The sequence below is a fragment of the Mesorhizobium sp. RCAM 06353 genome (assembly GCF_059683585.1).
Genome location: NZ_CM185031.1, coordinates 982,962 through 1,007,082 on the forward strand (window position 1 = coordinate 982,962; position 24,121 = coordinate 1,007,082).

Here is a 24,121-nt window from a genome sequence, read left to right on the forward strand (position 1 = left end):
TCAACTAGTACGTGGAGCATTTGGACGTTAGGCCTCAATCGTCCGAATATTGTGTCTGACCGTCCGTCGTACTAACATCGGAAAGATGGACATCCTCGCTGAAGTGCTCGATCGCGTTCGCCTTGGCGGAAGCTTGCTGTTCCACTTCGAGCTCGGCCATCCCTGGAATCTCGCGTTGCCAAAGCGCCCCTATGCCCTGTTCCACTATCTCAGCCGTGGTTCGGCTACCCTCGCGCTCGAACACGGGCGCGAGATCCACATGACCGAGGGCGACTTTGTTGTCGTCACGCGTGGCGAGCCCCATGTGATCTACTCGGATAGCCGGACGGAGCCGTTGCCGATTCTCGATATCGATCGATTAGCCGGCCGTCTTGGCCTCATTCGCCATGGCGGCGAGCAGCCGCTCGCGACGATGATCTGCGGTAATTTCACTGTGGCACGGCCCTCGCGCGGTAGCGTTTTGGAATTGCTTCCGCCCCTGCTTCTCCTGAAGCCGACGGAGGACGGAGGATGGCTCGAGGCGATTCTGCAACGCATGGTGAGCGAGGCGGCGTTCGAGCGTCCCGGACAAGGCGTCGCGCTCTCACGTCTGACTGAAGTGCTCTTCGTCGAGGTTTTGCGAAGCTGGATCAAGTCGCTCGGCCCCGGAGAAGGCGGGTGGCTGGGGGCGATGGCGGACCCGCACATAGGACCGGCACTTCAGTTGATCCACGAACGGCCGGAGCGGCCCTGGACGCTTGGCGACCTCGGGCAAAGCGTGGGACTTGGTCGTTCGGCGTTTTCGGCTCGCTTCACCAAGCTCGTTGGCGAGTCCATGTACCGCTATCTGATCGCACGCCGGATGTCGGAGGCCGCGTTTCTGCTCGAAACCAGCGACGAAGGGATTGCACGGATTGCGACCCGTGTCGGCTACGAGACCGCGGCCGCGTTTTCGAAGCTGTTCCATCGACATCACGGCCTATCGCCTGGCCGTTATCGAGCAGTTCGCCGCTCTGAGGGTGGCCAGAGGCAAGGGGACGATCTGGAAGCAGAAGTCGTCGATTGACCACGACCAAGCTGGTATCTGGAAGGTCTGGCGATGGGCGGCGTGGCGGCTCCGGCAGGACTTCCAGTTTTGTTCACAAATGGCGCGCCGGGCGAGACTCGAACTGTCGTCGAGTTTTGGCTTGATCACAGGCGCGACGACTGCTTTCGCGAGGTTACTGCTTCAGCACGGCGAGGAAATCGGGCACGTCCTTGAGCGCCGCCGCACGGGCTGCCGGGTTCAATCCTGTGTGCGCAACTCCGTCGCCGTTGGCCGTGAAGGCCAACCCATGCAGTTCGTGCAGTTTCTGCGCCTCATTGTCGAAATCATGATAGGCGCCGGGGTAGAGGATGAGCTTCACCCTGTCGCGATTGGCGTCCGCCAGCTTCTTGCACGGCGCGGCCGGAGTCCAGTCGTCCGCCTCGCCCATTACAATGAGCAGCGGCACACGGGTCGCCCAATCGCCTTTTTCGACCGAAGCCGTGCAGCCGGGGTAGAAAGCGACCGCAGCTCGGAAGTCAGGCGAGCCAGCCTTTGGCCGGTCCTTCGGCCGAACCGTGTAGAGCACGGTCGAGCCGCCGTTCGACCAGCCGAGCAAGGCGATGGCGGCTGAATTCACATAGGGCAGCGTCTGCAGATAGCGGCGGGCGGCGTTGGCGTCCTCCACCCGCTCACGGTACGGTTCGACCTCGCGGTCGCCATTCTTGCACTGCGGGCCCAGTCCGCGCGAGCCGTAGCTGTCGGGAAAGATCACGACGTAGCCGAGAGCGGCCAGGCGTTGGCCCCAATCGGCATGGCGCGGGCTGAGTTCCGTCTTGTTCTTGCTGCTCCACAGGCCGCTGCAGCCATGCATGGCCACGATCGCCGGAAACGGCCCTTGTCCTTGCGGCTTGAGCAGCATTGCGTCCAGCGTCGCCGGCTCGTTCTTGCCGTCGGCCGGAATGCTGACGCGATCGGGTGCCTGGTCAGCGGCCGCAGCCGGCTGAGCCATCCAAAGGGCAAACAGGCCCGCGAGAGCGACAAGATATTTCGCCTGCATCGCCGAAGCGCCCTCCTCCCGAAAGCCGTTATGCTCACAGTGAGGCGAGCGCCAGCTTACCGCAAATCACGGTTGCGTGGCGAAACGAGAGGGACCGGCTAGCGGGCTGCCGCGCGCTTCTCGAGCGAACGGGCGTATTGCGTCAGCGGGAAGCACATGACGAAGAAGATCAGCGCCACCAGCCCGTAGACCTTGAACGGTTCGAAGGTGGCGTTGTTGATGGCGTTGGAGGTTCGCACCAGTTCCTCGAAGCCGATGATCGAGGTAAGCGCCGTCGACTTGATCAGCTGCACCAGGAAACCGACCGTCGGCGCGCGGGTGATCGAGAAGGCTTGCGGCAGGATGATCAGCCTGAGTTCCTGCAGATAGTGCAGGCCGAGGCTGGCGCCGGCATCCCACTGGCCGCGCGGCAAGGCGTCGACGCCTGAGCGCCAGATTTCGGCGAGATAGGCGCTGGCGAAGAAGGTCAGGCCGAGCACCGCGGCCGTCCACGGTTCGATACGCAGGCCGAGCATCGGCAGGCCGAAGAACATCAGGAAGAGCTGCATCAGCAGCGGTGTTCCCTGGAACAGGGCGATGTAGCCGGAGGCGATACGCCGGCTCCATATATTCTTGGAGATCCTGAAGAACAGCACGACCATCCCAACCACCGCGCCACCGACGAAGGCGGCCAGCGACAGCAGCACGGTCCAGCGGGCGGCGAGCAGAAGGTTGCGCACGATGTCCCAGAAGGTGAACTCGATCATGACACACCAGCTCCGAGCGCGCGGCGCCCGCCGGTGACCAGCAGCCGTCGCAAGGCCATCGACAGAGCGAGATAGACCAGTGTCACGACGAAATAGGTCTCGAAGGACCGGAAGGTGCGCGCCTGCAACATGTCGGCCTCATAGGTCAGCTCGCGCACCGCGATCTGCGAGACCACGGCCGACTCCAGCATCATGATGACGATCTGGCTGGTCAGTGCCGGATAGATGATCTTGAGCGCCTGCGGCAGCACGATCTTGATGAACACCTGGCGGGGCCTCAAGCCCAGCGCCAGGGCGGCTTCCGTCTGTCCGCCCGGCACGGCGTCAAGCCCGGCGCCGACGATCTCGATCGTATAGGCCGCCATGTTGAGCGTCATCGCCAGCATGGCGGCCAGGATCGGGTCGAGCCTGATGCCGAGGCTGGGCAGGCCGAAGAAGATGAAGAACAACTGCACCAGGAACGGCGTGTTGCGCATCACCTCGACATACCAGGCGATGGCCCGCTTGAGCAGCACGGGGCCGTTTCGCCTCCCGGCAGCGCCGAGGATGCTGAGCAGCGTGCCGGCCAGCGTGGTGACGGCGATCAACAGGATCGTCGTCACCGCGCCGTGCGCGATGTCGCCCACAGCACCTGGAAGCCAGGCAAAGGCCACGGTAACTCAATCCTTGAGGTTGTCGGGGTTGAGCGGCGTCTTCAGCCAGGCTTTCGAGCTTTCATCCAGCTTGCCGTCGGCCAGCATCTGGGCGATGGCGTCATTGACCGCCTTCTTCAACCCGTCCTCATTCTTGTTGAGGCCGATATGCGAGGGCGAGGTCAGCAGCTGGAATTTTTGCTCCGGCTTCAGCGCATCCTGCTTGGCCAGCACCTGGGCGCCGACATCATTGCCGACGACCATCAGCTGGGTCTGGCCGGAGATGAAGGCCTGGATCACCGAATTGTAGTTGTCGAAGCGCTTGATGTCGGCCGAGGCGGGTGCGGCCTCGGTCAGCGAGGTGTCCTCGAGCGTGCCGCGATTGACGGCGATCGACTTGTCGGCAAGGTCTTCCTTGCCTTTGACCGTCATCGCCGCCGGTCCGATCACCGCGATGTAATAGGGCGCGTAGGCGGCGGCGAAGTCGATGACCTGCTCGCGCTCCTTCGAGTAGCCGACGCTCATCAGAATGTCGACGCGATGGTCGTTGAGATAGGGGATGCGGTTCTGGCCGGTGACGGCGACCGGGTTGAGCTTCACCTTGAGCGTGTCGGCGATGTACTGCGCGACGTCCATGTCATAGCCCTTGAGGCTCATATCGGCGCTGGCCGAGGAGAAGGGCGGGAAGTCGGCAAAGACGCCGACATTGATCGTGCCGGCCTTGGTGATATCCGCCAGCGCGTCGGCATTGGCGGCCTGCGTGGCGATACCGAGGCCGGCGGCGCCCAGTACCAGGATGGCGGCGATGGATGATTTCAGTGTCTTTTGGATTGTCATTGTTATTCCCCTTCTGGAAGCTTTTGATTGTCTGGGTCGGCCGTCGGCTCCAGCGCGGCGGCCGCCTTTTCTGTTAGGTGTCAGGCTCCCTTGCCGGTGATGGCTGGACTGAACACCATCAGGCTCAATATCTCGAACAGCACCTGGGCGCCGGCATGCGCGGTGTTGGTGGTGGCGTCATATTGCGGCGCCACCTCGACGACGTCGCCGCCGACAATGTTGAGGCCCTTGAGGCCGCGCAGCAGTTCAAGCACTTCGCGCGTCGTCAGCCCGCCGACTTCCGGCGTGCCGGTGCCCGGCGCGAAGGCCGGATCGACGCTGTCGATGTCGAAGGACACATAGGTCGGGCCGTCGCCGACGATCTTGCGCGCCTTCTCGATGATGGCGGGGATCCCCAGCCCGGTCACCTCCTCGGCGTGCACCACGGTCATCCCGGACTCGTAGGTGAACTCCCACAGATATTCGGCCGAGCCGCGGATGCCGATCTGGATGGTGCGGGTCGGATCGAGCACGCCGTCGAGCACCGCGTTGCGGAACGGGCCGCCGTGGTGGAACTTGGTCATGTCGAACAGGCCGCTGGTGTCGCAATGGGCGTCGATATGGATGAGGCCGACCGGCGCCTTCTTGCCGACGGCCTTCAGGATCGGATGGCTGATCGAATGGTCGCCGCCGACCGACAGTGGAATGACGCCTGCATCGACGATCTGGTTGGTGCGGCGCTCGATATCCTCATGGCTGATCTCCAGCCGGTAGCGGCTGCGAAACGGCGTGTCGCCGATGTCGGCCACCCGAAGCTCATGCGTCGGGGCGCATTCCAGCACGTGATTGTAGGGGCCGATGCGCTCGATGGCGCGCAGTGCCCTCGGCCCGAAGCGCGAGCCCGGCCGGTTGGTGACGCCAAGGTCCATCGGCACGCCGATGATGGCCACCTGCAGGTCGCCGAAATCCGGGTTCTCCGCAGCGATTTCACGGTAGGGCGCGGCGAGGAAGGTCGGGATGCCGGAATAGGGTGCCAGCCTGGTGCCGCTCTTGGAGAAGATCTTGTCGGCGACCTTGCGGAATTTCGGGTCGAACATCTCGCCGCCATGGCTCTCGCCATACTTGCGACGCAACGCGTCGAGCTTGCCGCGATCGTAACCCATATCCGTTCCTCCTGGCTGATGCAGTGCGACCCGTCGGCGACCTCGAGCGAATTGGCCGTCATCCGGCCGGCGATGTCCCGCTGGCTGCCTGCAGATTTCACGTCTTGATGCTGTTCCGAGCTGAAGTGTCCGGCAGCCGCATTGAAAAATCAATTGATATTGTTAGGGTGTTTTCTGTGAGAAAATCTCACAAAGAAGTGGAGCATCATGGCCAAGCGCCTGCCACCGCTGAACCCGCTGCGTGCCTTCGAGGCTACGGCGCGCCATGGCTCGCTGACCAAGGCCGCGGGTGAGCTGAATGTCACGCATGGCGCCATCAGCCACCAGATCAAGGCACTTGAACAGTCGCTCGGCGTAAAGCTGTTCGAGCGTGTCGGCCAGCGGGTCAAACTGACGCCGCATGGCGCCGAGCTCTTGCCGGCGGTGTCGACAGCCTTCGACGGCATCGCCGCCGCCACGCAGCGGCTGACGCGGCCGGCCAGCAGCGGCGCGCTGTCGGTGTCCTGCGTGCCGGCATTGCTGCTTTTGTGGATGACGCCGAGGCTGGGAAGCTTCACCGCGCAATATCCCGACATCCAGCTGACGCTCATCCCCTCCAACGATCCCAGGGATATCCGCGCGCCGCATATCGATGTCTGCGTGCACTATGGCAATGGCAGCTGGGCCGATTGCTGGATGCGCAAATGGTCGGGGCTCGAACTGTTCCCCGTCGTCAGCCCGACCTTGATCAACAACCGGCCGATCCGCAGCGTCAGGGACCTTGCCGACCACGTCTTCCTGCATGGCGATGACGGCCGCGAATGGCATACCTGGCTGGCAACCGCCGATGCGCTGGATCTCGAGCGCGGCCGCCGCCATTATCTGGGTGACGCACGCATGGCGACCGAGGCCGCGGTGCACGGCCATGGCGTGGCGCTGGGCGATTCCGTGACGGCAAGCGCGCTGCTGGCCAGGGGCATGCTGGTCGCGCCGTTCAGCCTGTCGGTGCCGGCGGTCGATGAATTCTACATCGTCTGCCGCAACGAAATGCGCACGACGCCGATCGTGCAGGTGTTTATCGACTGGCTGTTCGCCGAGAAGGCCGGGGATGACGGCCGCGCCGACGCTCCGGTCGCCGGCCGCATCATCAGCCGCCGCAAGCGTCCGCAACTCAAGGTCATCGGCGCCAAGGCAGCGGGCTGAAACCGGCATGCTCATGGCCATATGCAGGCCGTTCTTTTTGTCGGGCCAGCTTGAAAGCGGGCAGCGTTCTGGCCAATTCGATGCTATGAGGCCTGTCGCGATTGTGGGTGGCAGGCAGCGAAGGCGGGTAACCAGACATGGCAAAGACCGATATTGCGCGGCGCGTCTACAACCATACCTGGAAGCTCGACCCGATCGTGCGCAGCCTGCTCGACACGGACTTCTACAAGCTTTTGATGCTGCAGATGATCTGGGGCATGTACCCAAAGGTGGACACCACCTTCTCGCTGATCAACCGCACCACTTCCGTGCACCTGGCTGACGAGATCGATGAGGGCGAGTTGCGCGAACAGCTCGACCATGCCCGCACCTTGCGCTTCTCCAAGAAGGAGATGATCTGGCTCGGCGGTAACAATTTCTACGGCCGCAAGCAGATCTTCGAACCGGAATTCCTCGCCTGGCTGGAAGGCTTCCGGCTGCCGGACTATGAGTTGTCGAAGCGCGACGGCCAATATGAGCTGACCTTCAGCGGCCCGTGGATGTACACCACGCTGTGGGAGATTCCGGCGCTCGCCATCATCAACGAGCTCCGCTCCCGCGCGGCCATGCGGGCCTTCGGGCCGTTCGCGCTCGATGTGCTCTATGCCCGCGCCAAGGCCAAGATGTGGGCCAAGACCGAGCGGCTGAAGGCATTGCCCGGCATCCGCATTTCCGACTTCGGCACGCGCCGGCGGCATTCCTTCCTGTGGCAGCGCTGGTGCGTCGAGGCGCTCAAGGAAGGCATCGGCGAAGCCTTCACCGGCACCTCCAACGTGCTTTTGGCCATGGACAACGACCTCGAAGCGCTCGGCACCAACGCGCATGAGCTGCCTATGGTCTTCGCGGCACTCGCCAATTCGGAGAAGGAGCTGAAACAGTCGCCCTACAAGGTGCTGCAGGACTGGCAGCGCTACTATGGCGGCAACCTTTTGATCGTGCTGCCCGACGCTTTCGGCACCGCCTCCTTCCTGCGCGACGCACCGGACTGGGTGGCCGACTGGACCGGTTTCCGTCCCGACAGCGCGCCACCGATCGAAGGCGGCGAAAAAATCCTGTCGTGGTGGCGCGAGAAGGGCAAGGACCCCAAGCAGAAGCTGCTGATCTTCTCCGACGGGCTGGAGGTGGAAACCATCGAGGAGACCTACCGCCACTTCAGGGGCAAGGTGCGCATGTCGTTCGGCTGGGGCACCAACCTCACCAATGATTTCGAAGGCTGCGCGCCGACGGAAACCAACAGCCTCGATGCGATATCGCTGGTCTGCAAGGTCACCGAGGCCAATGGCAGGCCGGCGGTCAAGCTTTCCGACAACCCCGCCAAGGCGACGGGGGACGACAAGGAAATCGAGCGCTACATCAGGATTTTTGGCGAGAAGGACCGCGTGGAGCAATTGGTCAAGGTGTGAGAGGCGACCGGTGCTTCCGGCATCGCCATACGAGACCGCAAAGTTGGATAGGCTGAGTGCCTTGGCGCCCCCCTCTGTCCTGCCGGATATCTCCCCCACTTGGGGGGAGATTGGCTGTCATCTCCGCTTTCGCCAATCTCCAACGTTGCTAGAAGCACGCCGACCGCTTGGCCAGCCGATCTCCCCCCTCGTGGGGGAGATGTCCGGCAGGACAGAGGGGGGCGCCGTAGAGCGCTGTCGCCTGTCGTTGGCCTTGTTGCTTGCCGCCCTGTGGTTCGCCCCCACCCCCGCCTTCGCCCACGCCTCCGACCGTGGCCACGTTCTGCTCCTGCCCACCGGCTACTACATAATCGGCGGCGCCTTCGCCGTGGCCGTCAGCTTCCTCGTGCTAGCGCTGCTGCCGGCAGCTTCCCTCGACACATTCTGGCGTCGGCGCCTGCCGCTGTTCACCCTCGGCGACAGCTCCCGCACCACCCTCAGCTTGCTATCCTTTGCCGGCTTTGCAATTCTCATTGCCGCCGGCTTTTTCGGCAGCCGCGACCCGCTCTCCAACCCGCTGCCGCTGGTGATCTGGACGCTGCTGTGGGCCGGCCTCACCTTGCTGCAAGGTGTGTTCGGCGATCTCTGGTCGTGGCTCAATCCATGGTACGGGCCATGGCGCCTCGTCACTCGCCTGTTTAGCGCAAGCGATGAGGGATCATGGCGCCTCCCTCGATGGCTCGGCTGCTGGCCTGCCGTCATCCTGTTTTTCGCCTTTGCCTGGTTCGAACTCATCGATCCGGCGCCCGACGATCCGGCACGGCTTGCCATTGCCGCCGGCCTCTACTGGCTGTTCTCTTTCCTGGCCATGCTAATCTTTGGCTACCGCGGCTGGAGCCGCAGCGGCGAGTTCCTCACCATCTTCTTCTCAATGGTGGCGCGCTTCGCGCCGGTCGAACGCGATGCGGAAGGCCGGCTTGCGCTGTGCTGGCCAGGCGCCAAACTGCTCGCCGCCGAGCCGTTGCCGGCGAGCGGCATCGCCTTCCTGCTGCTGGCCCTGTCCTCGGTCTCCTTCGACGGCCTGTCGAAAACGTTCTTCTGGCTCGGCCTGTTCGGCGTCAATCCGCTCGAATTCCCCGGCCGCACCGCCGTGATCGGCAGCGGCACTTTCGGGCTCGTGCTGACATTCGTTCTGCTGGCGGTGGTGTTCCTTCTCGCCGTCTGGCTCGGCCAGCGTCTTGCCGGCAGCACTCAGCCATTCGGCCAAGCGGCCGACTTGCTGGTGTGGTCGATCGTGCCGATCGCGCTCGCCTATCATGTCGCGCACTATCTGACGGCGTTGCTGGTCGATGGCCAATATGCGCTTGCCTCCCTGTCCGATCCGTTCGCGCTGGGCTGGAACCTGTTCGGCACCGCCGACATGCCAATCGAGGCCGGCATCGTGGCCGGGGCGGAGTCGGCCTGGTGGCTGTGGAACATCCAGGCCGGCGCCATCATCCTGGGCCATGTGCTTGCGGTCCTCGTCGCCCACGGCTTTGCCTGGCGCCTGCATCCGCAGCCTGCCCGTGCCGCGCTCAGCCTGTTCCCGCTCACGCTGCTGATGATCGCCTATACGGTGTTCGGCCTCTGGTTGCTTGCCACACCGACCGCCGGATGAGAAAAGGGCGGCCCCGATGTCGTTGGGGAAAGCTCGCTTGCCACATCGAGGCTTTGGTGATTTAGTTTGTATACATGCAATTTTTCGCCTCCTCCGAGCGAGGATGCCGAAGCCGCCTTATCGTTGGTCAAGACTGAAAAACAGGGGAACGAACATGGCTGACAAGAACGGATTTTTCGACCTCTCCAAGACGACCCTTACCCGCCGCACGGCGCTGAAGGGGCTGGCCGCCGGCGCTGGCCTTGCCGTCGCGCCAGGTTTCGTCCGCTACTCCCAGGCGCAGAGCTCGGCACCGATCAAGATCGGCTTCCAGTCGCACCGCACCGGCATCGGCGCCGCCTATGGCCGCTGGTACGAGAAGACCACCGCTGCCGCGGTCAAGGCGATCAACGCCGCCGGCGGCATCAATGGCCGTCAGGTCGAGGTCATCATCGAGGATGACGGCACCGATCCCGGCCGTGGCGCCGAAGTGGTCGGCAAGTTCGCCACCCAGCACAAGACCGACATCGTCTTCGGCACGCTGTTCTCGCATGTCGTCATCGGCTCGGCGCCCGCCGCTGGCGAAAACAAGATGCCCTATTTTGTCGTCAGCGAAGGCCACCACGTCGCCTCGACCAAGCTCAACCGCTACGTCTTCCAGCCCGGCATCACCGATGTGAAGAGCCAGATCCAGTCGATGGCGCCATGGATCGCTGCCAATGCGGGCAAGAAGGTGACGCAGATCTTCCCCGATTTCGCCTTTGGTTACGACCACCGCGACTACCTGCCGCCGGCGCTGAAGGCGCAAGGCGCCGAGGTCATCGCGCAGATCGCCATCCCGCCGACGGAATCGTCCTTCACCAAGTATTTTCCGCAAATTCCGGCCGAGACCGAGGTGATCTATCACGTCATGGTCGGCCCGGCGGTGCTCACCTTCGTCAAGGAACTCGGCGAGTTCTACGGCTCCAACCGGCCGCAGCTGTTCGGTTTCATGGATTCGCTCGAAGCCACCGACATCAACAGCCCCGGCCTCGAATTTTTGGACGGCAGCCATTTCTGGGAAGGCTCGCCGCGCTATGCGCAGGCCGATGATAGCGCCGCGCAAAAGGCCTATCGCGCCGCGGTCGGCATCGACGACAATGGCGCCGCCGTCGGCGATCCCAAGGACGTCTCGACCGCGTCGCACATGTTCGGCTGCTGGGAAACGCTCTACGTCGTTAAGAAGGCGATGGAAGACGCCGGCTACAAGGGTCCGGAAGACCGCGCCAAGCTGGTCGAGGCGACCGAAGCGCTGACCGCCTTTGCCGAGGGTCCGGAGCATCCGCAAGGTGCGAAAACCTTCAACGGCAAGATCCACCAGTGCTTCGGCATCCAGAACATCTCCAAGGTCGAAGGCGGCAAGCTGAAGGTCGTGCACAAGACCAAGATCGAAGACGGGCTTTACGAGGCCGAAGGGGATTATACGACGCAGGCGCTGTGAGGCCTCACCCTCCCCCTTGTGGGGAGGGTCGGCGGACAGGCTTCGCATTTGCGAAGCCTGTGAGACGGGGTGGGGGCCGCGACGGCCCATGCCCCACCCCCCACCCGACCGCTTCGCGGTCACCCTCCCCACGAGGGGGAGGGTAAGGGCGCCCCTGAATGCACTTCGGACCCCACCTTCTCCTCGCCGCCCTCGAAGGCCTCGTCACCTCGGCCGTGCTGGCGCTGACGGCGCTTGGGCTGTCGCTGGTGTTTGGCGTCATGCGCGTGGTCAATGTCGCGCATGGCGAGTTCTTTATGCTGGGCGCCGTGCTCGCCTGGGCGATCACCACGGCAATCGGCGGACATCCTACGCTCGGTTTTCTGGCGGCGCTGATGATCGCGCCGCTGATCGTCGGTGCCATTGCGCTGGTCGCCGAGCGGCTGGTGCTGCGCCGGCTCAACTACAATCCGGAAGCCACCATCGTTGCCACGATCGGCATGCTCTACATCATACAGCAGCTGGCGCTGACCTTCTATGGTCCCGAGGCGCGGCCCGTCGAGCCGCCGTTCAACTACCGCATCCTTTTGCCGTGGTTCGGCTATTCCGGCTACAAACTGTCGATCATTGCCGCTTCCGCGCTCCTCTTGATCTCCACCTGGCTGGTGCTGACGCGCACCAGGATCGGCCTCGTCATGCGCGCCACGCAGTATGACAGCGAGACGGCGCAGGCTTTCGGCATCCCGATCGGCCGCGTCTATGGCGGCGTCTTCGCGCTTGGCGCCATGCTGGCGGCCATCGCCGCGGTGCTGATCGTGCCGATCAGCCAGGCGCATTATCTGATGGGGCAGGATCCGCTGCTGCTCTCCTTCATCGTCGTCATCATCGGTGGTCTCGGTTCACTGCGCGGCACAGTCGTCGCCGCCGTGCTGATCGGCATGTCGGACGGTATCATCTCGATGTTCTTCTCGCCGACCTTGGCCAAGATCATCGCCACGCTGCTGGTCGCCATGGTGCTGGTGTTCCGGCCGCAAGGCCTGTTCGGAACGGCATCGCGATGAGCGAAGCTTCGCCGGCAAAAGCCTATGCCCTGCATCTCGGCGCCATCGCGCTGCTCTTCGTGCTGAGCTTCCTTTTGCCGGAGTATTATCACGGCTTGCTCGCCCGCATCATGGTGCTGGCGGTGTTCGCCATGGGCTACAACGTGCTGTTTGGCTATGTCGGCCTGCTCAGCCTCGGCCATGCCATGTTCTTCGGCGCCGGGCTCTACGGCGCCGGCCTTGCCATCATCCAGCTCGGTTGGAGCGTCCCGGCCGCATTCGCCGCTGGAATTGCCTGCGGTGCCGTTCTTTCCTTGATCATTGGCCTGCTGGCGCTGCGCACCACGGGTGTCGCCTTCATGATCGTCACCATGATGTTCGCGCAGGTGTTCTATCTGCTGATCCTCTATTTCGCGACCTGGACCGGCGGCGACCAGGGCATGGTCGTGCCGCAGCCGGCGCGCGTCCTCGCTTTCGGTGCGACCTCGCTCGATCTCACCAATCCGACGGTGCGCTACATGAGCGCGCTGGCGCTGTTCTCGCTCGTGTTGCTGATCATCCTGGCCATCGTTCGCTCCCGATATGGCCGGGTTCTGGTCGCCATCCGCGAGAACGAGGAACGCACGAAGATGCTGGGCTACGACACCTTCTCCAACAAGCTCATAGCCGTGGTCGTCTCCGGCACCATCTGCGCGGCGTCGGGTGCCGCCTATGCGCTGCTGTTCGGCTATGTCGGATCGAGCTTCGCCTCGGTGCAATATTCGATCCTGCCGCTACTGTGGGTCCTGCTCGGCGGTGCCGCAACGACGCTCGGGCCACTGATCGGCACGGTCTTCATGTACTATGTCATCGACGTCACCAGCGGCTACACCTCGGCCTACCTGCTGATCGTCGGCATAGCGCTCATCCTTCTGGTGCTGTTTTTCCCGAAAGGCATTTTGGGCAGCATTCGCCAGCGCTGGCTCGGGTGGCTGCCATGACGCCGCTTTTGACGACGAAAGGCCTGTCACGCAATTTCGGTGGCCTGCGCGCCGTCGACGGCGTCGACTTCACCTTGATGCCGGGCGAGATCCGCGCCGTGATCGGCCCCAACGGGGCGGGGAAGACCACCTTCGTCAGCCTGGTCAGCGGCCGCATCCAACCGTCTTCGGGCGCGATCGTCTTCGACGGCGCCGACATCACCGGCCTGCCGGCCTATGTCAGGGTGCGCGAGGGCATCGCCTACACCTTCCAGATCACCAGCGTCTTCGCCAACCTTAGCGCCTACGACAATGTGGCCCTGCCGGTGCAGCGGACGCTGAGCGATGGCCGCTCGAAAGGCGCGGTCAGGGCCGGCGTCATGTCGGCGCTTGAACGCACCGGCCTTGCCGACCGCGCCCATATGCCGGCCGGGCAATTGTCCTATGGCCACCAGCGTCTGCTCGAAGTGGCGATGGGCCTGGCGCTGAAGCCGCGTCTGCTGATTCTCGACGAGCCGACGCAAGGGCTGGCCGACAGCGAGATCGACAATTTCATCACCCTGGTGCGCGAGATCGCGAAAAACGCCACCGTGCTTTTGATCGAGCACAACATGCCTGTCGTGATGCAGCTTGCCGACCGCATCACCGTCTTCAATGCCGGCAGGATCCTGGCTGAAGGCACGCCGGAGGCGATCCGCGACAACGCAGCGGTTCAGGAAGCCTATCTGGGGACCGCCCCATGATTGAAACAAAGACGACCGAGGCGAAGGCTCAAGCACTCACCATCTCGAGACTGGACTGCTTCTATGGCGAGGTCCAGGTGCTGTACGGCCTCGACCTCGTGCTGAACAAGGGCGAGGTGCTGTGCCTGTTCGGCCGCAACGGCGCCGGCAAGACGACGACGCTGAAGGCGATCATGGGACTGGTTGCTTCAAGTGCCGGCTCGATCAAACTCGCCAGCCAGGAATTGACCGGCCTGCCGGCGCACGAAGTGCCGAAGGCCGGGGTCGCCTATGTGCCTCAGGGAAGGCGGCTGTTCGCCGAGATGACGGTGGCGGAAAACATCGAGATCGGGCTGATGGCGCGCGGCAAGGGCAAGACGACACGCGAAGCCGTCCTCGACCTCTTTCCGCTGCTGCGCCAGCGGCTGCGGCAGCGCTCGGGCACACTCTCCGGCGGCGAGCAGCAGATGCTGGCCATGGCGCGGGCGCTCTGCCTCGAACCGCAAGTGCTTTTGCTCGACGAACCGACCGAAGGTCTGATGCCGTCGATGATCGCAAAAATCCGCGAGACGGTGGCGAAGCTGCGCGACATGGGCGTCTCGACCATACTGGTGGAGCAGCGCGTCGATGCGGTGCTGTCGGTGGCCGACCGGGTCTCGTTCATCGAAAATGGCCGCAACCGCGAGACGGTCGATGTCGAGGAACTGCGCGCCGACCCGTCGGCTGTCAGGCGCTATGTCGGCGTTGGTTGATCAGCCGAAGAACAGAAAGCTCGCGATCAAAAAGGTCGGGATCAGCACCAGCCCGGACCACAGCATATAGCCGAAGAAGCCGGGCATCTCGACGCCACGCTGCCGGGCGATGGCGTAGACCATGAAGTTGGGCGCATTGCCGATATAGGTGTTGGCGCCCATGAACACGGCGCCGGCCGAGATCGCGGCAAGCGTCGAGGCAAACTCCGTCATCAGGTGGTGTGGATCGCCGCCGGCCAGCTCGAAGAACACCAGATAGGTCGGCGCATTGTCGAGGAAGGACGACAGCGCCCCGGTCAGCCAGAAATAGGCAAGGTCGTTGGGCGTGCCTTGCGCCGAGGTGACGAGCGCGACCAGCGGCGCCAGCGCACCCTCATGACCGGCCCTCAGGATGGCGATGACCGGCACGATGCAGATGAAGATGCCGGCAAACAATTTTGCCACTTCCGCAATCGGTCCCCAGTTGAAGCCGTTCGCCTCGCGATATTCCCGGCGCGAAACCGCCAGTGACACGAAGGCCAGCGCCAGGATGATGGCGTCGCGCACCAGGTTCTGCAGTTCCAGCGTCACGCCTTGAATGGAGAAGGTGACGTCCGGTTTCCATGTCGCCGACAGCAGGATGGCAGCGATGACGCCGGCCAGCAGCGGAATGTTGGGCAAGCCGCGGATGCGAACCTTGGAATCCGGTGTCGGGTCCTTGATCTTCGGCGCGCCGGCCTCACGCCGATGCAGGATGATGTCGACCGCCAGGAACACAGCCAGTACCAGGCCGCCGACGAACAGCGTCTCGCGATAGAGGTTGGCGGTCGTCCAGAAGAAGTCGACGCCGCGCAGGAAGCCGACGAACAGCGGCGGGTCGCCGAGCGGCGTCAGCGAGCCGCCGATGTTGGAAACCATGAAGATGAAGAAGACGACGACATGGGCGTTGAACGGCCTGTTGTCGTTGGCGCGGATGATCGGCCGGATCAGGATCATCGAGGCGCCGGTCGTGCCGATGACCGAGGCCAGCAGCGCGCCGACCAGCAGCAGCCCGGCATTGACCAGCGGCGTGCCGTGGATATTGCCGGCGACCAGGATGCCGCCCGAAATGGTGAACAGCGCAAACAGCAGGATGATGAACGACATGTATTCGGTAAGCAGCGCATGCAGCACCGCCTCGGTCGCCGAGGGGACACCGAAGGCAAGCGCCAGCGGGACAATCACCAGCGCCGCCCATAGGGCCGCGATCTTGCCGTAGTGGTGTTCCCATACATGGTGGAACAGCAGCGGCCCGGTGGCGATCGACAGTAGCAGGCCGGCAAAGGGCAGCGCCCACCACAGCGACATCGAGGCGCCGGGCAGCGCGTGTCCCTCGGCCGCGAAGGCTGCTCCCGGGACCAGCATCGCGACGGCGATGGCAGCGCCCGCCATCACGCCTGCGGTGATCCGCGAAAAGCCCCCCTGACGCCCCACCGTCCGTTCAGTCCGACAACTGGTCTTCGAGCGTCACGCCGGCATCGCGCATGCGCTGCAGCATGGCATCGAGTGAGCCGTTGAGATCGATGCCACGACAGGCATCGAGCCGGACGGTGGTTTTAAAACCCTGGCTGACGGCGTCCAGCGCCGAAAAACCGACGCAGAAATCGGTCGCCAGGCCGACCAGGGTGATGGTGTCGATGCCGCGCTCCCTGAGATAGCCACCGAGGCCGGTCGGCGTCGTGTGGTCGTTCTCGAAGAAGGCCGAATAGCTGTCGATGGCGGGGCGAAATCCCTTGCGGATGACGAGTTCGGCCTTGGTCCAGGCAAGGCCGGAATGAAAATCCGAACCGAGACTGCCCTGGATGCAATGGTCCGGCCACAAAGTCTGCTGGCCATAGGGCATCTCGATCATCGTGAAGGGCTGTGCGCCCGGATGGCTGGAGGCGAAGCTGGAATGGCCGGCGGGATGCCAGTCCTGCGTCAGCACGACATGGTCGGCGTGGCGGATCATATCGTTGACCAGCGGCACGATCTCGTCGCCGCCGGTCACGGCCAACGCGCCGCCCGGGCAAAAGTCGTTCTGCAGATCGATGACAATAAGCGCTTCGTCGGCCATGGGCTTCCCTCTTCTGTACGTCATGCTCCAGTGGAAAATGCCGCGAACGCGACCGGAGGCAGAAACTTGACCAGATGGCCGGCCGCGTCAACCGCCGAAGGCGTAACAATCTCGTTGCATGCACCCGGCTGAGACGAAAGCCCAAACTCTGGCTTTGACAATTTTCTCCGGCTTGATATCATTTGCATACGAATGAATTTCCGGTCAGAAACCGGCAAGACGATCCCGGGGTAAACGCCCTGGGAGGGCCAAATTCGGGGAAGGCCCCATCTCTGGGAAGGCAAAGCGTGATCCGTTACGCGAAACCCACCACGGTCGACGAAGCGCTCGCGCTGCTTGGCGAGGGCGCCTGGCGCATCCTTGCCGGCGGCACGGATTTCTATCCGGCGCAGGGCGCGAAACCGTTCCGCGACAATGTCCTCGACATCAACGGCCTGGCGGCGCTGCGCGGCGTCACCGAGACGGATGACCATTTTGTCATCGGCGCGCGCACGACATGGACCGACATCATTCGCCATCCCTTGCCGCCGGCTTTCGACGCGCTGAAACAGGCGGCGCGCGAGGTTGGGTCGCCGCAGATCCAGAACGTCGCTTCCGTCGCCGGCAATCTCTGCAACGCCTCGCCGGCCGCCGATGGCGTGCCTGGCCTGCTCGTGCTTGACGCCGAGGTCGAACTGCGTTCGGCAACGACGACGCGCCATCTGCCTTTGCCGGATTTCATTCTCGGCAACCGCCGCACGGCCATGCAGCCTGGCGAAATGATGACGGCTATCCGCGTGCCGAAACCTGCCGCCAACGGCACGTCCGCCTTCGTCAAGCTCGGCGCCCGGCGCTACCTCGTCATTTCCATTGCCATGGTGGCGGCGCGTCTGGCCGTGGAGAACGGCACTGTCATTGAAGCAGCAATTGCCGTGGGATCGTGTTCGGCTGTCGCCAGGCGGCTTGCCGGCGTCGAGGCCGCGATACGCGGGTTGCCGGCCAATCACGGGCTCGCCGCTGCGATCCAGTCCGCACCAATGACGGAGCTGTCGCCGATCGCCGATGTGCGTGGCAGCGCCGAATACCGGCTCGACGCCGTGCGCGAGATAGTTGGCCGGGCCGTGCTGACGGCCGCCGGCCCAACAAACGACCACATGGTGGCAGCATGAGCCAGGTTCTGCCTGAAGTGGATGACGCCCTGCTCGATCCGAGCAGAGTTTCATTTGGCCTCGGCCCTGAACGCACCGAGATCGCATTCGAGGTCAATGGCGCGGCCATCTCGGTCAATGTGCCGCCGCTGCGCCGGCTATCCCAGGTGTTGCGCGATGAATTGCAGTTGACCGGCACCAAGGTCGGCTGCGACGCCGGCGATTGCGGCGCCTGCACGGTGCTGGTCGACGGCGACCCCGTCTGCGCCTGCCTGATGTCGGCGGCTTCCGCCGCCGGTGCATCGGTGACGACCGTCGAGGGGCTGGCCAATGGCCGGCTTTCGGCGCTGCAAGCCTCCTTTCTCGCTCATGGCGCGGCGCAATGCGGCATCTGCACGCCGGCGCTGCTGGTCGCGGCAACCGCGCTGCTGGACACCAAACCCCGACCGACAGAGACCGAGGTGCAGGATGCGCTGGGCGGTATTTTGTGCCGCTGCACCGGCTACCGGAAGATCATCGCGGCGGTGATGGAGGCTTCTCAGCAGGCAGCAAGCCTCGATTTCTGCCTGCCCCAGTCCGGCCACGCCGTTGGCGCGTCACCCGTCAGGCTCGACGGCGTGCCGAAGGTCACCGGCGGCGAAAAATTCGGCGGCGATTCGTTCCCGGCCGATGCGCTGGCGGTGCTGGTGGTCCGTTCGCCGCATTATCACGCCAGCTTTGCCTTCGGCGATCTCGACGGCTGGACCAAGGCGCATCCCGGTATCGCCGGTGTCTTCACCGCGGCCGACATTCCGGGCAAAAACTGCTTTGGCGTGATCGGCCCGTTCGCCGACCAGCCGGCGCTCGCCGAAGGGTTTGCGCGCCTGCGCGGCGAGGCGGTGGCGCTGGTCGCCGGCGAGCGCGAGGCGATGCTCGATCTCGATTTGTCGGATTTTCCTATCCGCTGGACCGAACTGCCGCATTTTTTGCAACCTGCCGAAGCCCAGGCTGACGGCGCCGCACTGATTCATGCAAATCGCCCCTCGAACCTGCTGACCTCCGGCTTTGTCGAGCGCGGCGATCCCGAGGCGGCCCTTGTTGCCGCCGCCATCACGGTTTCCGGCGCAATCGATACCTCCTATGTCGAGCACGCCTATATCGAGCCGGAGGCCGGCCATGCCTATATGGACGGCGACACGCTGGTCGTCGTCGCTTGCACGCAGGCACCCTATATGGACCGCGACGACACGGCGAAAGTGCTCGGCCTTGCGGTCGACAAGGTGCGTATCGTGCCGACCGCCACCGGCGGCGGCTTCGGCTCCAAGCTCGATGTCTCGCTGCAGCCGCTGATCGGCCTGGTGGCGCTGAAGACCGGGCGTCCGGCGGCACTTGCCTACACCCGCAACGAATCGATGATGTCGACCACCAAGCGCCATCCCTCGGAGATGAGGGCGACCATCGGCGCCGATGCCGACGGCCTTGTCACCGGCATGATCTTTGCCGGCGATTTCAACACCGGCGCCTATGCCAGCTGGGGGCCGACGGTGGCCAACCGCGTGCCGGTGCATGCATCCGGCCCCTATGCGACGCCCAACTACCGCGCCGAGGGCCGCGCCATCCATACGCATGGGCCGATCTCCGGCGCCTTCCGCGGCTTCGGCGTGCCGCAGGCGACCATCATGCAGGAGACGCTCTATGATGAGCTGGCCGGCAAGCTCGGCATCGACCGGCTCGATTTTCGTCTGAAAAACTGCCTTCGGAACGGCTCCGAAACGGTTACCGGCCAGCTTCTTGAGTCCGGCGTCGGCATTGCCGAATGCCTCGAGGCGCTGCAGCCGCATTGGGCACGCGCGGAGGCTGACGCAGATGCTTTCAACAGTGCTCATGTGGACAAAAAGCGCGGCGTTGGCGTCGCGTCCTGCTGGTACGGCTGCGGCAACACTTCGCTGCCCAACCCGTCGACCATCCGCGTCGGCATCGTGGCTTCGGGTGACGTCATCCTGCACCAGGGCGCCGTCGATATCGGCCAGGGTTCGAACACCGTCATCACCCAGATCTGCGCCGATGCACTTGGCCTGCCGCTGCAAAGGTTCCGACTGAAGAGCGCCGATACGGCGATCAGCCCGGACGCCGGCAAGACCTCGGCCTCGCGCCAGACTTTTGTCACCGGCAAGGCGGCCGAAAAGGCCGGCCGCGCCTTGCGCGAAAAGATCCTGCGCTTTGCTAACGTCTCCGAGAAAGCCTCGCTTCAGCTGAATGGCTCGGCGATCGTCATTCGCGAGGGCGAGGCCACACGCCGCATCGATCTCGCCTCACTCGACGCGGATGCCGACGGCTTCGTCTTCCGCGCCGAGGAGACTTATGATCCGCCGACGCTGCCGCTCGATGCCAAGGGCCAGGGCAAGCCCTATGCCCTCTATGGCTACGGCGCGCAGATCGCCGAGCTCGAGGTCGATCTCAAGCTCGGCACGGTGAAGCTGCTGAAAATCACCGCCGCGCATGATGTCGGCAAGGCGATCAACCCGCTGCTGGTCGAAGGCCAGATCGAAGGCGGCATCGCGCAAGGCATCGGCATGGCGCTGATGGAAGAATACATTCCCGGCCGCACCGAAAACCTGCACGATTATCTCATCCCGACCATCGGCGACGTTCCGCCGATCGAGACCATTCTGGTCGAGGTTCCCGATCCCGAGGGGCCGTTCGGCGCCAAGGGGCTGGGCGAGCATGTGCTGATCCCGACGGCGCCGGCGATCCTCAACGCCATCCGCCACGCCACCGGCGTGCTGGTCACCAAGGTTCCGGCGACGCCGACGCGTATCCGTGCCGCCATTCGCGAGAAGGAGGCACGCCAATGAGCGAGCTTGCCGAACGTTTCGAAACCCATGATCCCGGCGAGAAGCTGGTGGCGGAGAAGATCCGCTGCGATGCCTGCCCTGTCATGTGCTACATCGCTGATGGCCGCACCGGCGCCTGCGACCGCTACGGCAATTCCGGCGGCAAGATCGTGCGCATGGACCCGCTGACCATCCTCGACCATGCGGCCGAGACTGGCGCCACCATGGTGCCCTTCATCGCCGAGGGCGAGGCGTGGGATGGCGAGTTGCTCAACACCGGGCGTCGCTTCGTCACCGCAATAGGCGCCGGCACCACCTATCCCGACTACAAGCCGGCGCCATTCATCGTCAGCCAGGAAGTCGAGGGCGTCGATCTCGTCACCGTCGTCACCGAAGGCATTTTTTCGTATTGCGGCGTCAAGGTGAAGATCGATACCGACCGTCATCTCGGCCCCGAGACGGCAATCGTGCGCTCGCAAGGCGAGGCGATCGGCCATGTCACGACAGGCGAATATGGCTCGCAGATGCTGTCGCTGGGCGGCGTGCATCATTTGACCGGCGGCTCCAAGGCCGAGGGACGCGCGACCTGCGATGCGCTGCTCAATCTGTGCAACCGCAAGCCGGTGGAGCTCGCCATCGACGGCGGCGCCACCATCATCGTCGAAGCCGGCAAGCCACCGGTCATCGACGGCAAGCAAGAACACCGCATGCGCGTCGGCTGCGGCTCGGCGACCATCGGCATGTTCGCCACGCAATGGCGCGGGCTGGTCGACGAGGTGGTGGTGGTCGACGACCACATCACCGGCGTGGTTTCCGAGCACCAGGCCGGCAAGGTTCTGGGCTGGCAGGATACAGGCATAAAAATCATCGGCAGACGTTCGACGCCGGGCCGCTATTTCAAGGTCTCCGAGCCCGGCCTCGGCTGGGGCGGCACCTCGATTTCCGACCCGCTGTCGATCCTCGGTGAGTGGAACGCCAAGAAGGGCGCGCGGCCGGGCCTGTCGCTGCTGATGGTTTCGACCACCGGCGAGCAGTTCGCCTATTACGAGCTCGACGACGAATTGAAGCCCGTGGAAAAGCCGTTTCCGGAGCGACTGCAGAAGTCGGTCAATCTGATCGAGGACAATTGCGAACCGGCGCTGTGCACCGTGCTGTTCATCGGCGGTGCCGGTGGTTCGCTGCGCGCCGGCGTCACTGAAAACCCGGTCAACCTCACCCGTTCGGTGCAAGGCCTCAAGACCTATGTCACGGTCGGTGGCGCGCCGGTCTATGTCTGGCCGGGCGGCGGCATCACGTTGATGGTCGATGTCACGCGCGTGCCTGAAGGCGCCTTCGGCTATGTGCCGACGCCGGCGCTGGTGGCGCCGATCGAGTTCACCTTGCGCCGTGACGACTATATCAGGCTCGGCGGCTATGAAGCCAAAATCCGCAGCGTCGAGGATATCGTCGCCAAGGGCGGCGAATACTTCAACCCTCGCCAGGGCACCGGCGCGCCGACCAGTAATCCCTGGCCGCCGCTGGCACAGTTGCGGCGCGCCGCGTCGAACGGGACCGGATGATGGACGGCCCGCAAGCGCATTGGCTGCAGGATGGCAAGCGGCTGCATCTCAACCACGGGCCGATCGACCTGATCGTCGAGGCCTTTGGCGAGGCGCACGAACGCCAGCTGGCCTATGAGCAGGCGGTTGCACGCTTCCAGACGATCCTGATCGAGTTGGTCGAGGAGCTTCCCGAATTGCGGCTCCCGGCGTTTTTCCTGGCACCACGCACCTTTGCCGGCCCGACGGCGCGCCGCATGGAAGCTGCCGTCATGCCTTTGGCGGAATGCTTCATAACACCGATGGCCGCCGTTGCCGGATCAGTAGCCGACGAAATGCTCGCCGCATTGCTTGCCGGCCGCAAGCTTGATCGCGCCTATGTCAACAATGGCGGCGACAGCGCTCTCCATATCGACACGGGCCAGTCGATGGGCCTGGCGGTCGCCGGCACCGGCAACGGCATGGCCGACCGGATCACGATCCGCGCCGAAGATGGCGTTGGCGGCGTCGCCACCAGCGGTTGGCGCGGCCGCTCGTTTTCACTCGGCATTGCCGACGCCGTCACCGTGCTGGCGCGGACCGGCGCCGAGGCCGATGCGGCGGCGACGCTCATTGCCAACGCGGTAGACCTGCCCGGCAATCCCGCCATCAAGCGCATTCCCGCACGTGAACTGTCGGCTGACAGCGATCTCGGCGAGCGGCTGGTGACGCAAGGCGTCGGCACGCTTGCACTTGGAGAAGTGGCGCGGGCGCTGGACAATGGCCTTGCCGTCGCCGAAGATTTTCGCCGGCGCGGGCTGATTGCCGGATCGGCGCTGTTTCTTGGCGGTGAGGCCCGCATCAGTGGCTCGGTGGCGCTTGCCGCGCCCAACAAAAATTCGAGGGAGGAAGTTGCCCATGCCTGAGTTCCCTATCCGCAAGATCGCGGTGCTGAGCGAAGAAATCTTTCACGAGGGCGGGCCGGTCGCCGACGTGCCGCGCCGGCGGGCCGCGGCCATGGCTGTTGTCAGGAACCCGTTCGCCGGGCGCTATGTCGAGGATTTGCAGAGCGCCATGGACGACCTGAAGCCGCTTGGCCTGCTGCTTTCCGACAAGCTCATCGTCGCGTTGGGCGGCGACGTCAAGCAGATCGACGGCTACGGCAAGGGCGCTATTGTCGGCATTGCGGGTGAACTGGAGCACGGCGCGCTCTGGCATGTGCCGGGCGGTTACGCCATGCGCGAGCGGCTCGGCGATGCCAAGGCGATCGTGCCCTCGGCCAAGAAGGTCGGCGCCTTCGGCTCGAAGCTCGACGTGCCGCTCGGCCACATCAACGCCGCCTATGTGCGCAGCCATTTCGACGCCATGGAAGTCGGCATCAGCGACGGCCCGCGCCCCGACGAGATTCTTTTTGTCTGGCCATGACCTGCGGCCCGCGCATCCATAATCGCATGGGCGGCCTTGCCGCCGACGGCATCAAGGCTTGGGACGGGCTGCGGTGAGCGGCGAGGACAATCTGCTCAAGCTGGTCGAGGTCGAGGCGCCGGACGATCAGGATTACCTCTTGCAGGAGCAGGTCGGCTTCATCCTGCGCAAGGCGCACCAGCGCCATGTCTCGATTTTCGCCGCCCACATCGGCGACCTGACACCGCCGCAATTCGCCGCCCTGGCCAAGCTACGCGATGTCGGCGAGACCTCGCAGAACCAGCTCGGCACGCTGATCGCCATGGATGCGGCAACGGTGAAGGGAGTGATCGACCGCCTGAAGGCGCGCGGCCTGGTCGAGCTTTCCAAGCACGAGGTCGACAAAAGGCGGCTGCTGGTCAATTTGACCCCCGAAGGCCGCGATGCGATCGAGCGCCTGATCCCGCTGGCGCGCGAGATCACCAGGGAAACGCTGGCGCCGCTCTCGGCCAAGGAGATCGCCACCTTCACGAAGCTGCTGGCGAAGCTGGCGTAGGGCCGATTGGTGATCCGCAATTCGTGCCGACCGGTCGCG

21 protein-coding genes and 1 pseudogene are annotated in these 24,121 nt (G+C 64.3%); 15 read left to right on the top strand and 7 right to left on the bottom strand.

The window, feature by feature from the left end:
- The first annotated feature begins 85 nt into the window (after nucleotides 1-85).
- Nucleotides 86-1,045 carry a cupin domain-containing protein gene (locus tag AC56QX_RS04475; protein WP_497113897.1) on the top strand — a complete coding sequence of 320 codons (960 nt, stop codon included), beginning with the start codon at nucleotides 86-88 and terminating at the stop codon, nucleotides 1,043-1,045.
- Between the two features lie 154 nt (nucleotides 1,046-1,199).
- Here AC56QX_RS04475 and AC56QX_RS04480 read toward each other — a convergent pair whose 3' ends face one another.
- The 5 genes from AC56QX_RS04480 to speB all read right to left on the bottom strand — a co-directional run bounded on the left by AC56QX_RS04480 (nucleotide 1,200) and on the right by speB (nucleotide 5,420).
- A complete protein-coding gene (locus tag AC56QX_RS04480; RefSeq protein WP_497113898.1) occupies nucleotides 1,200-2,063 on the bottom strand; it encodes a dienelactone hydrolase family protein in 864 nt (287 codons plus the stop codon).
- Between the two features lie 98 nt (nucleotides 2,064-2,161).
- Nucleotides 2,162-2,809 (bottom strand): amino acid ABC transporter permease, encoded by a 648-nt coding sequence (locus AC56QX_RS04485; RefSeq protein WP_497113899.1) that lies wholly within the window; start codon nucleotides 2,807-2,809, stop codon nucleotides 2,162-2,164.
- Nucleotides 2,806-3,462, bottom strand: a complete 657-nt coding sequence (locus tag AC56QX_RS04490) for an amino acid ABC transporter permease (RefSeq protein WP_027040814.1) — start codon at nucleotides 3,460-3,462, stop codon at nucleotides 2,806-2,808. Before AC56QX_RS04490 ends, AC56QX_RS04485 begins: the two co-directional genes overlap by 4 nt.
- Before the next feature lie 6 nt (nucleotides 3,463-3,468).
- Complete coding sequence (locus AC56QX_RS04495; RefSeq protein WP_497113900.1) at nucleotides 3,469-4,278, bottom strand: transporter substrate-binding domain-containing protein; 810 nt, start codon at nucleotides 4,276-4,278, stop codon at nucleotides 3,469-3,471.
- An 80-nt stretch (nucleotides 4,279-4,358) separates the two neighbouring features.
- Nucleotides 4,359-5,420 (bottom strand): agmatinase, encoded by a 1,062-nt coding sequence (speB, locus tag AC56QX_RS04500; protein ID WP_027040816.1) that lies wholly within the window; start codon nucleotides 5,418-5,420, stop codon nucleotides 4,359-4,361.
- Nucleotides 5,421-5,627: 207 nt separating this feature from the next.
- Here speB and gcvA point away from each other — a divergent pair, with 207 nt between their 5' ends.
- The 8 genes from gcvA (at nucleotide 5,628) to AC56QX_RS04540 (ending at nucleotide 14,591) form a co-directional block, all read left to right on the top strand.
- Nucleotides 5,628-6,602 (top strand): transcriptional regulator GcvA, encoded by a 975-nt coding sequence (gcvA, locus tag AC56QX_RS04505; protein WP_497113901.1) that lies wholly within the window; start codon nucleotides 5,628-5,630, stop codon nucleotides 6,600-6,602.
- Nucleotides 6,603-6,739: 137 nt separating this feature from the next.
- Nucleotides 6,740-8,044, top strand: coding sequence for a nicotinate phosphoribosyltransferase (gene pncB / locus AC56QX_RS04510; protein WP_497113902.1), 1,305 nt, complete (start codon nucleotides 6,740-6,742; stop codon nucleotides 8,042-8,044).
- A 199-nt stretch (nucleotides 8,045-8,243) separates the two neighbouring features.
- On the top strand, nucleotides 8,244-9,680 hold the full coding sequence (locus AC56QX_RS04515) for a hypothetical protein (RefSeq protein ID WP_497113903.1): 1,437 nt from the start codon (nucleotides 8,244-8,246) through the stop codon (nucleotides 9,678-9,680).
- 154 nt (nucleotides 9,681-9,834) lie between these two features.
- Nucleotides 9,835-11,139, top strand: a complete 1,305-nt coding sequence (locus tag AC56QX_RS04520; RefSeq protein ID WP_497113904.1) for an ABC transporter substrate-binding protein — start codon at nucleotides 9,835-9,837, stop codon at nucleotides 11,137-11,139.
- 158 nt (nucleotides 11,140-11,297) lie between these two features.
- Entirely contained in the window at nucleotides 11,298-12,179 is an 882-nt protein-coding gene (locus AC56QX_RS04525) for a branched-chain amino acid ABC transporter permease (RefSeq protein WP_497113905.1), read from the top strand.
- Nucleotides 12,176-13,138: a branched-chain amino acid ABC transporter permease gene (locus AC56QX_RS04530; RefSeq protein WP_497113906.1), complete on the top strand. Its 963-nt coding sequence runs from the start codon at nucleotides 12,176-12,178 to the stop codon at nucleotides 13,136-13,138. Before AC56QX_RS04525 ends, AC56QX_RS04530 begins: the two co-directional genes overlap by 4 nt.
- A complete protein-coding gene (locus AC56QX_RS04535) occupies nucleotides 13,135-13,860 on the top strand; it encodes an ABC transporter ATP-binding protein (protein ID WP_497113907.1) in 726 nt (241 codons plus the stop codon). The genes AC56QX_RS04530 and AC56QX_RS04535 overlap by 4 nt, the downstream gene beginning before the upstream one ends.
- Nucleotides 13,857-14,591, top strand: a complete 735-nt coding sequence (locus tag AC56QX_RS04540) for an ABC transporter ATP-binding protein (RefSeq protein ID WP_497113908.1) — start codon at nucleotides 13,857-13,859, stop codon at nucleotides 14,589-14,591. The genes AC56QX_RS04535 and AC56QX_RS04540 overlap by 4 nt, the downstream gene beginning before the upstream one ends.
- On the opposite strand, the gene AC56QX_RS04545 is transcribed toward AC56QX_RS04540, so the two are convergent.
- Both AC56QX_RS04545 and pncA read right to left on the bottom strand, forming a co-directional pair.
- Nucleotides 14,592-16,001, bottom strand: a complete 1,410-nt coding sequence (locus AC56QX_RS04545) for a sodium:proton antiporter (protein ID WP_497113909.1) — start codon at nucleotides 15,999-16,001, stop codon at nucleotides 14,592-14,594.
- Between the two features lie 49 nt (nucleotides 16,002-16,050).
- Entirely contained in the window at nucleotides 16,051-16,665 is a 615-nt protein-coding gene (gene pncA, locus AC56QX_RS04550; RefSeq protein ID WP_497113910.1) for a bifunctional nicotinamidase/pyrazinamidase, read from the bottom strand.
- A gap of 287 nt (nucleotides 16,666-16,952) precedes the next feature.
- Here pncA and AC56QX_RS04555 point away from each other — a divergent pair, with 287 nt between their 5' ends.
- The 6 genes and pseudogenes from AC56QX_RS04555 (at nucleotide 16,953) to AC56QX_RS04580 (ending at nucleotide 24,082) form a co-directional block, all read left to right on the top strand.
- Nucleotides 16,953-17,813, top strand: coding sequence for an FAD binding domain-containing protein (locus tag AC56QX_RS04555; RefSeq protein WP_497113911.1), 861 nt, complete (start codon nucleotides 16,953-16,955; stop codon nucleotides 17,811-17,813).
- The gene (locus tag AC56QX_RS04560; RefSeq protein WP_497113912.1) at nucleotides 17,810-20,626 is read left to right on the top strand and encodes a molybdopterin-dependent oxidoreductase; all 2,817 of its coding nucleotides are present in this window, start codon (nucleotides 17,810-17,812) and stop codon (nucleotides 20,624-20,626) included. Before AC56QX_RS04555 ends, AC56QX_RS04560 begins: the two co-directional genes overlap by 4 nt.
- Nucleotides 20,623-22,164: a 6-hydroxynicotinate reductase gene (locus tag AC56QX_RS04565; RefSeq protein WP_497113913.1), complete on the top strand. Its 1,542-nt coding sequence runs from the start codon at nucleotides 20,623-20,625 to the stop codon at nucleotides 22,162-22,164. The genes AC56QX_RS04560 and AC56QX_RS04565 overlap by 4 nt, the downstream gene beginning before the upstream one ends.
- Nucleotides 22,164-23,048, top strand: a complete 885-nt coding sequence (locus AC56QX_RS04570) for a UPF0280 family protein (protein ID WP_497113914.1) — start codon at nucleotides 22,164-22,166, stop codon at nucleotides 23,046-23,048. Before AC56QX_RS04565 ends, AC56QX_RS04570 begins: the two co-directional genes overlap by 1 nt.
- A pseudogene (locus AC56QX_RS04575) lies at nucleotides 23,041-23,624 on the top strand (amino acid synthesis family protein). The gene AC56QX_RS04570 and the pseudogene AC56QX_RS04575 overlap by 8 nt, the downstream one beginning before the upstream one ends.
- A complete protein-coding gene (locus tag AC56QX_RS04580; RefSeq protein ID WP_172221215.1) occupies nucleotides 23,621-24,082 on the top strand; it encodes a MarR family winged helix-turn-helix transcriptional regulator in 462 nt (153 codons plus the stop codon). Before AC56QX_RS04575 ends, AC56QX_RS04580 begins: the two are co-directional and overlap by 4 nt.
- The last annotated feature ends 39 nt before the right edge of the window (nucleotides 24,083-24,121 follow it).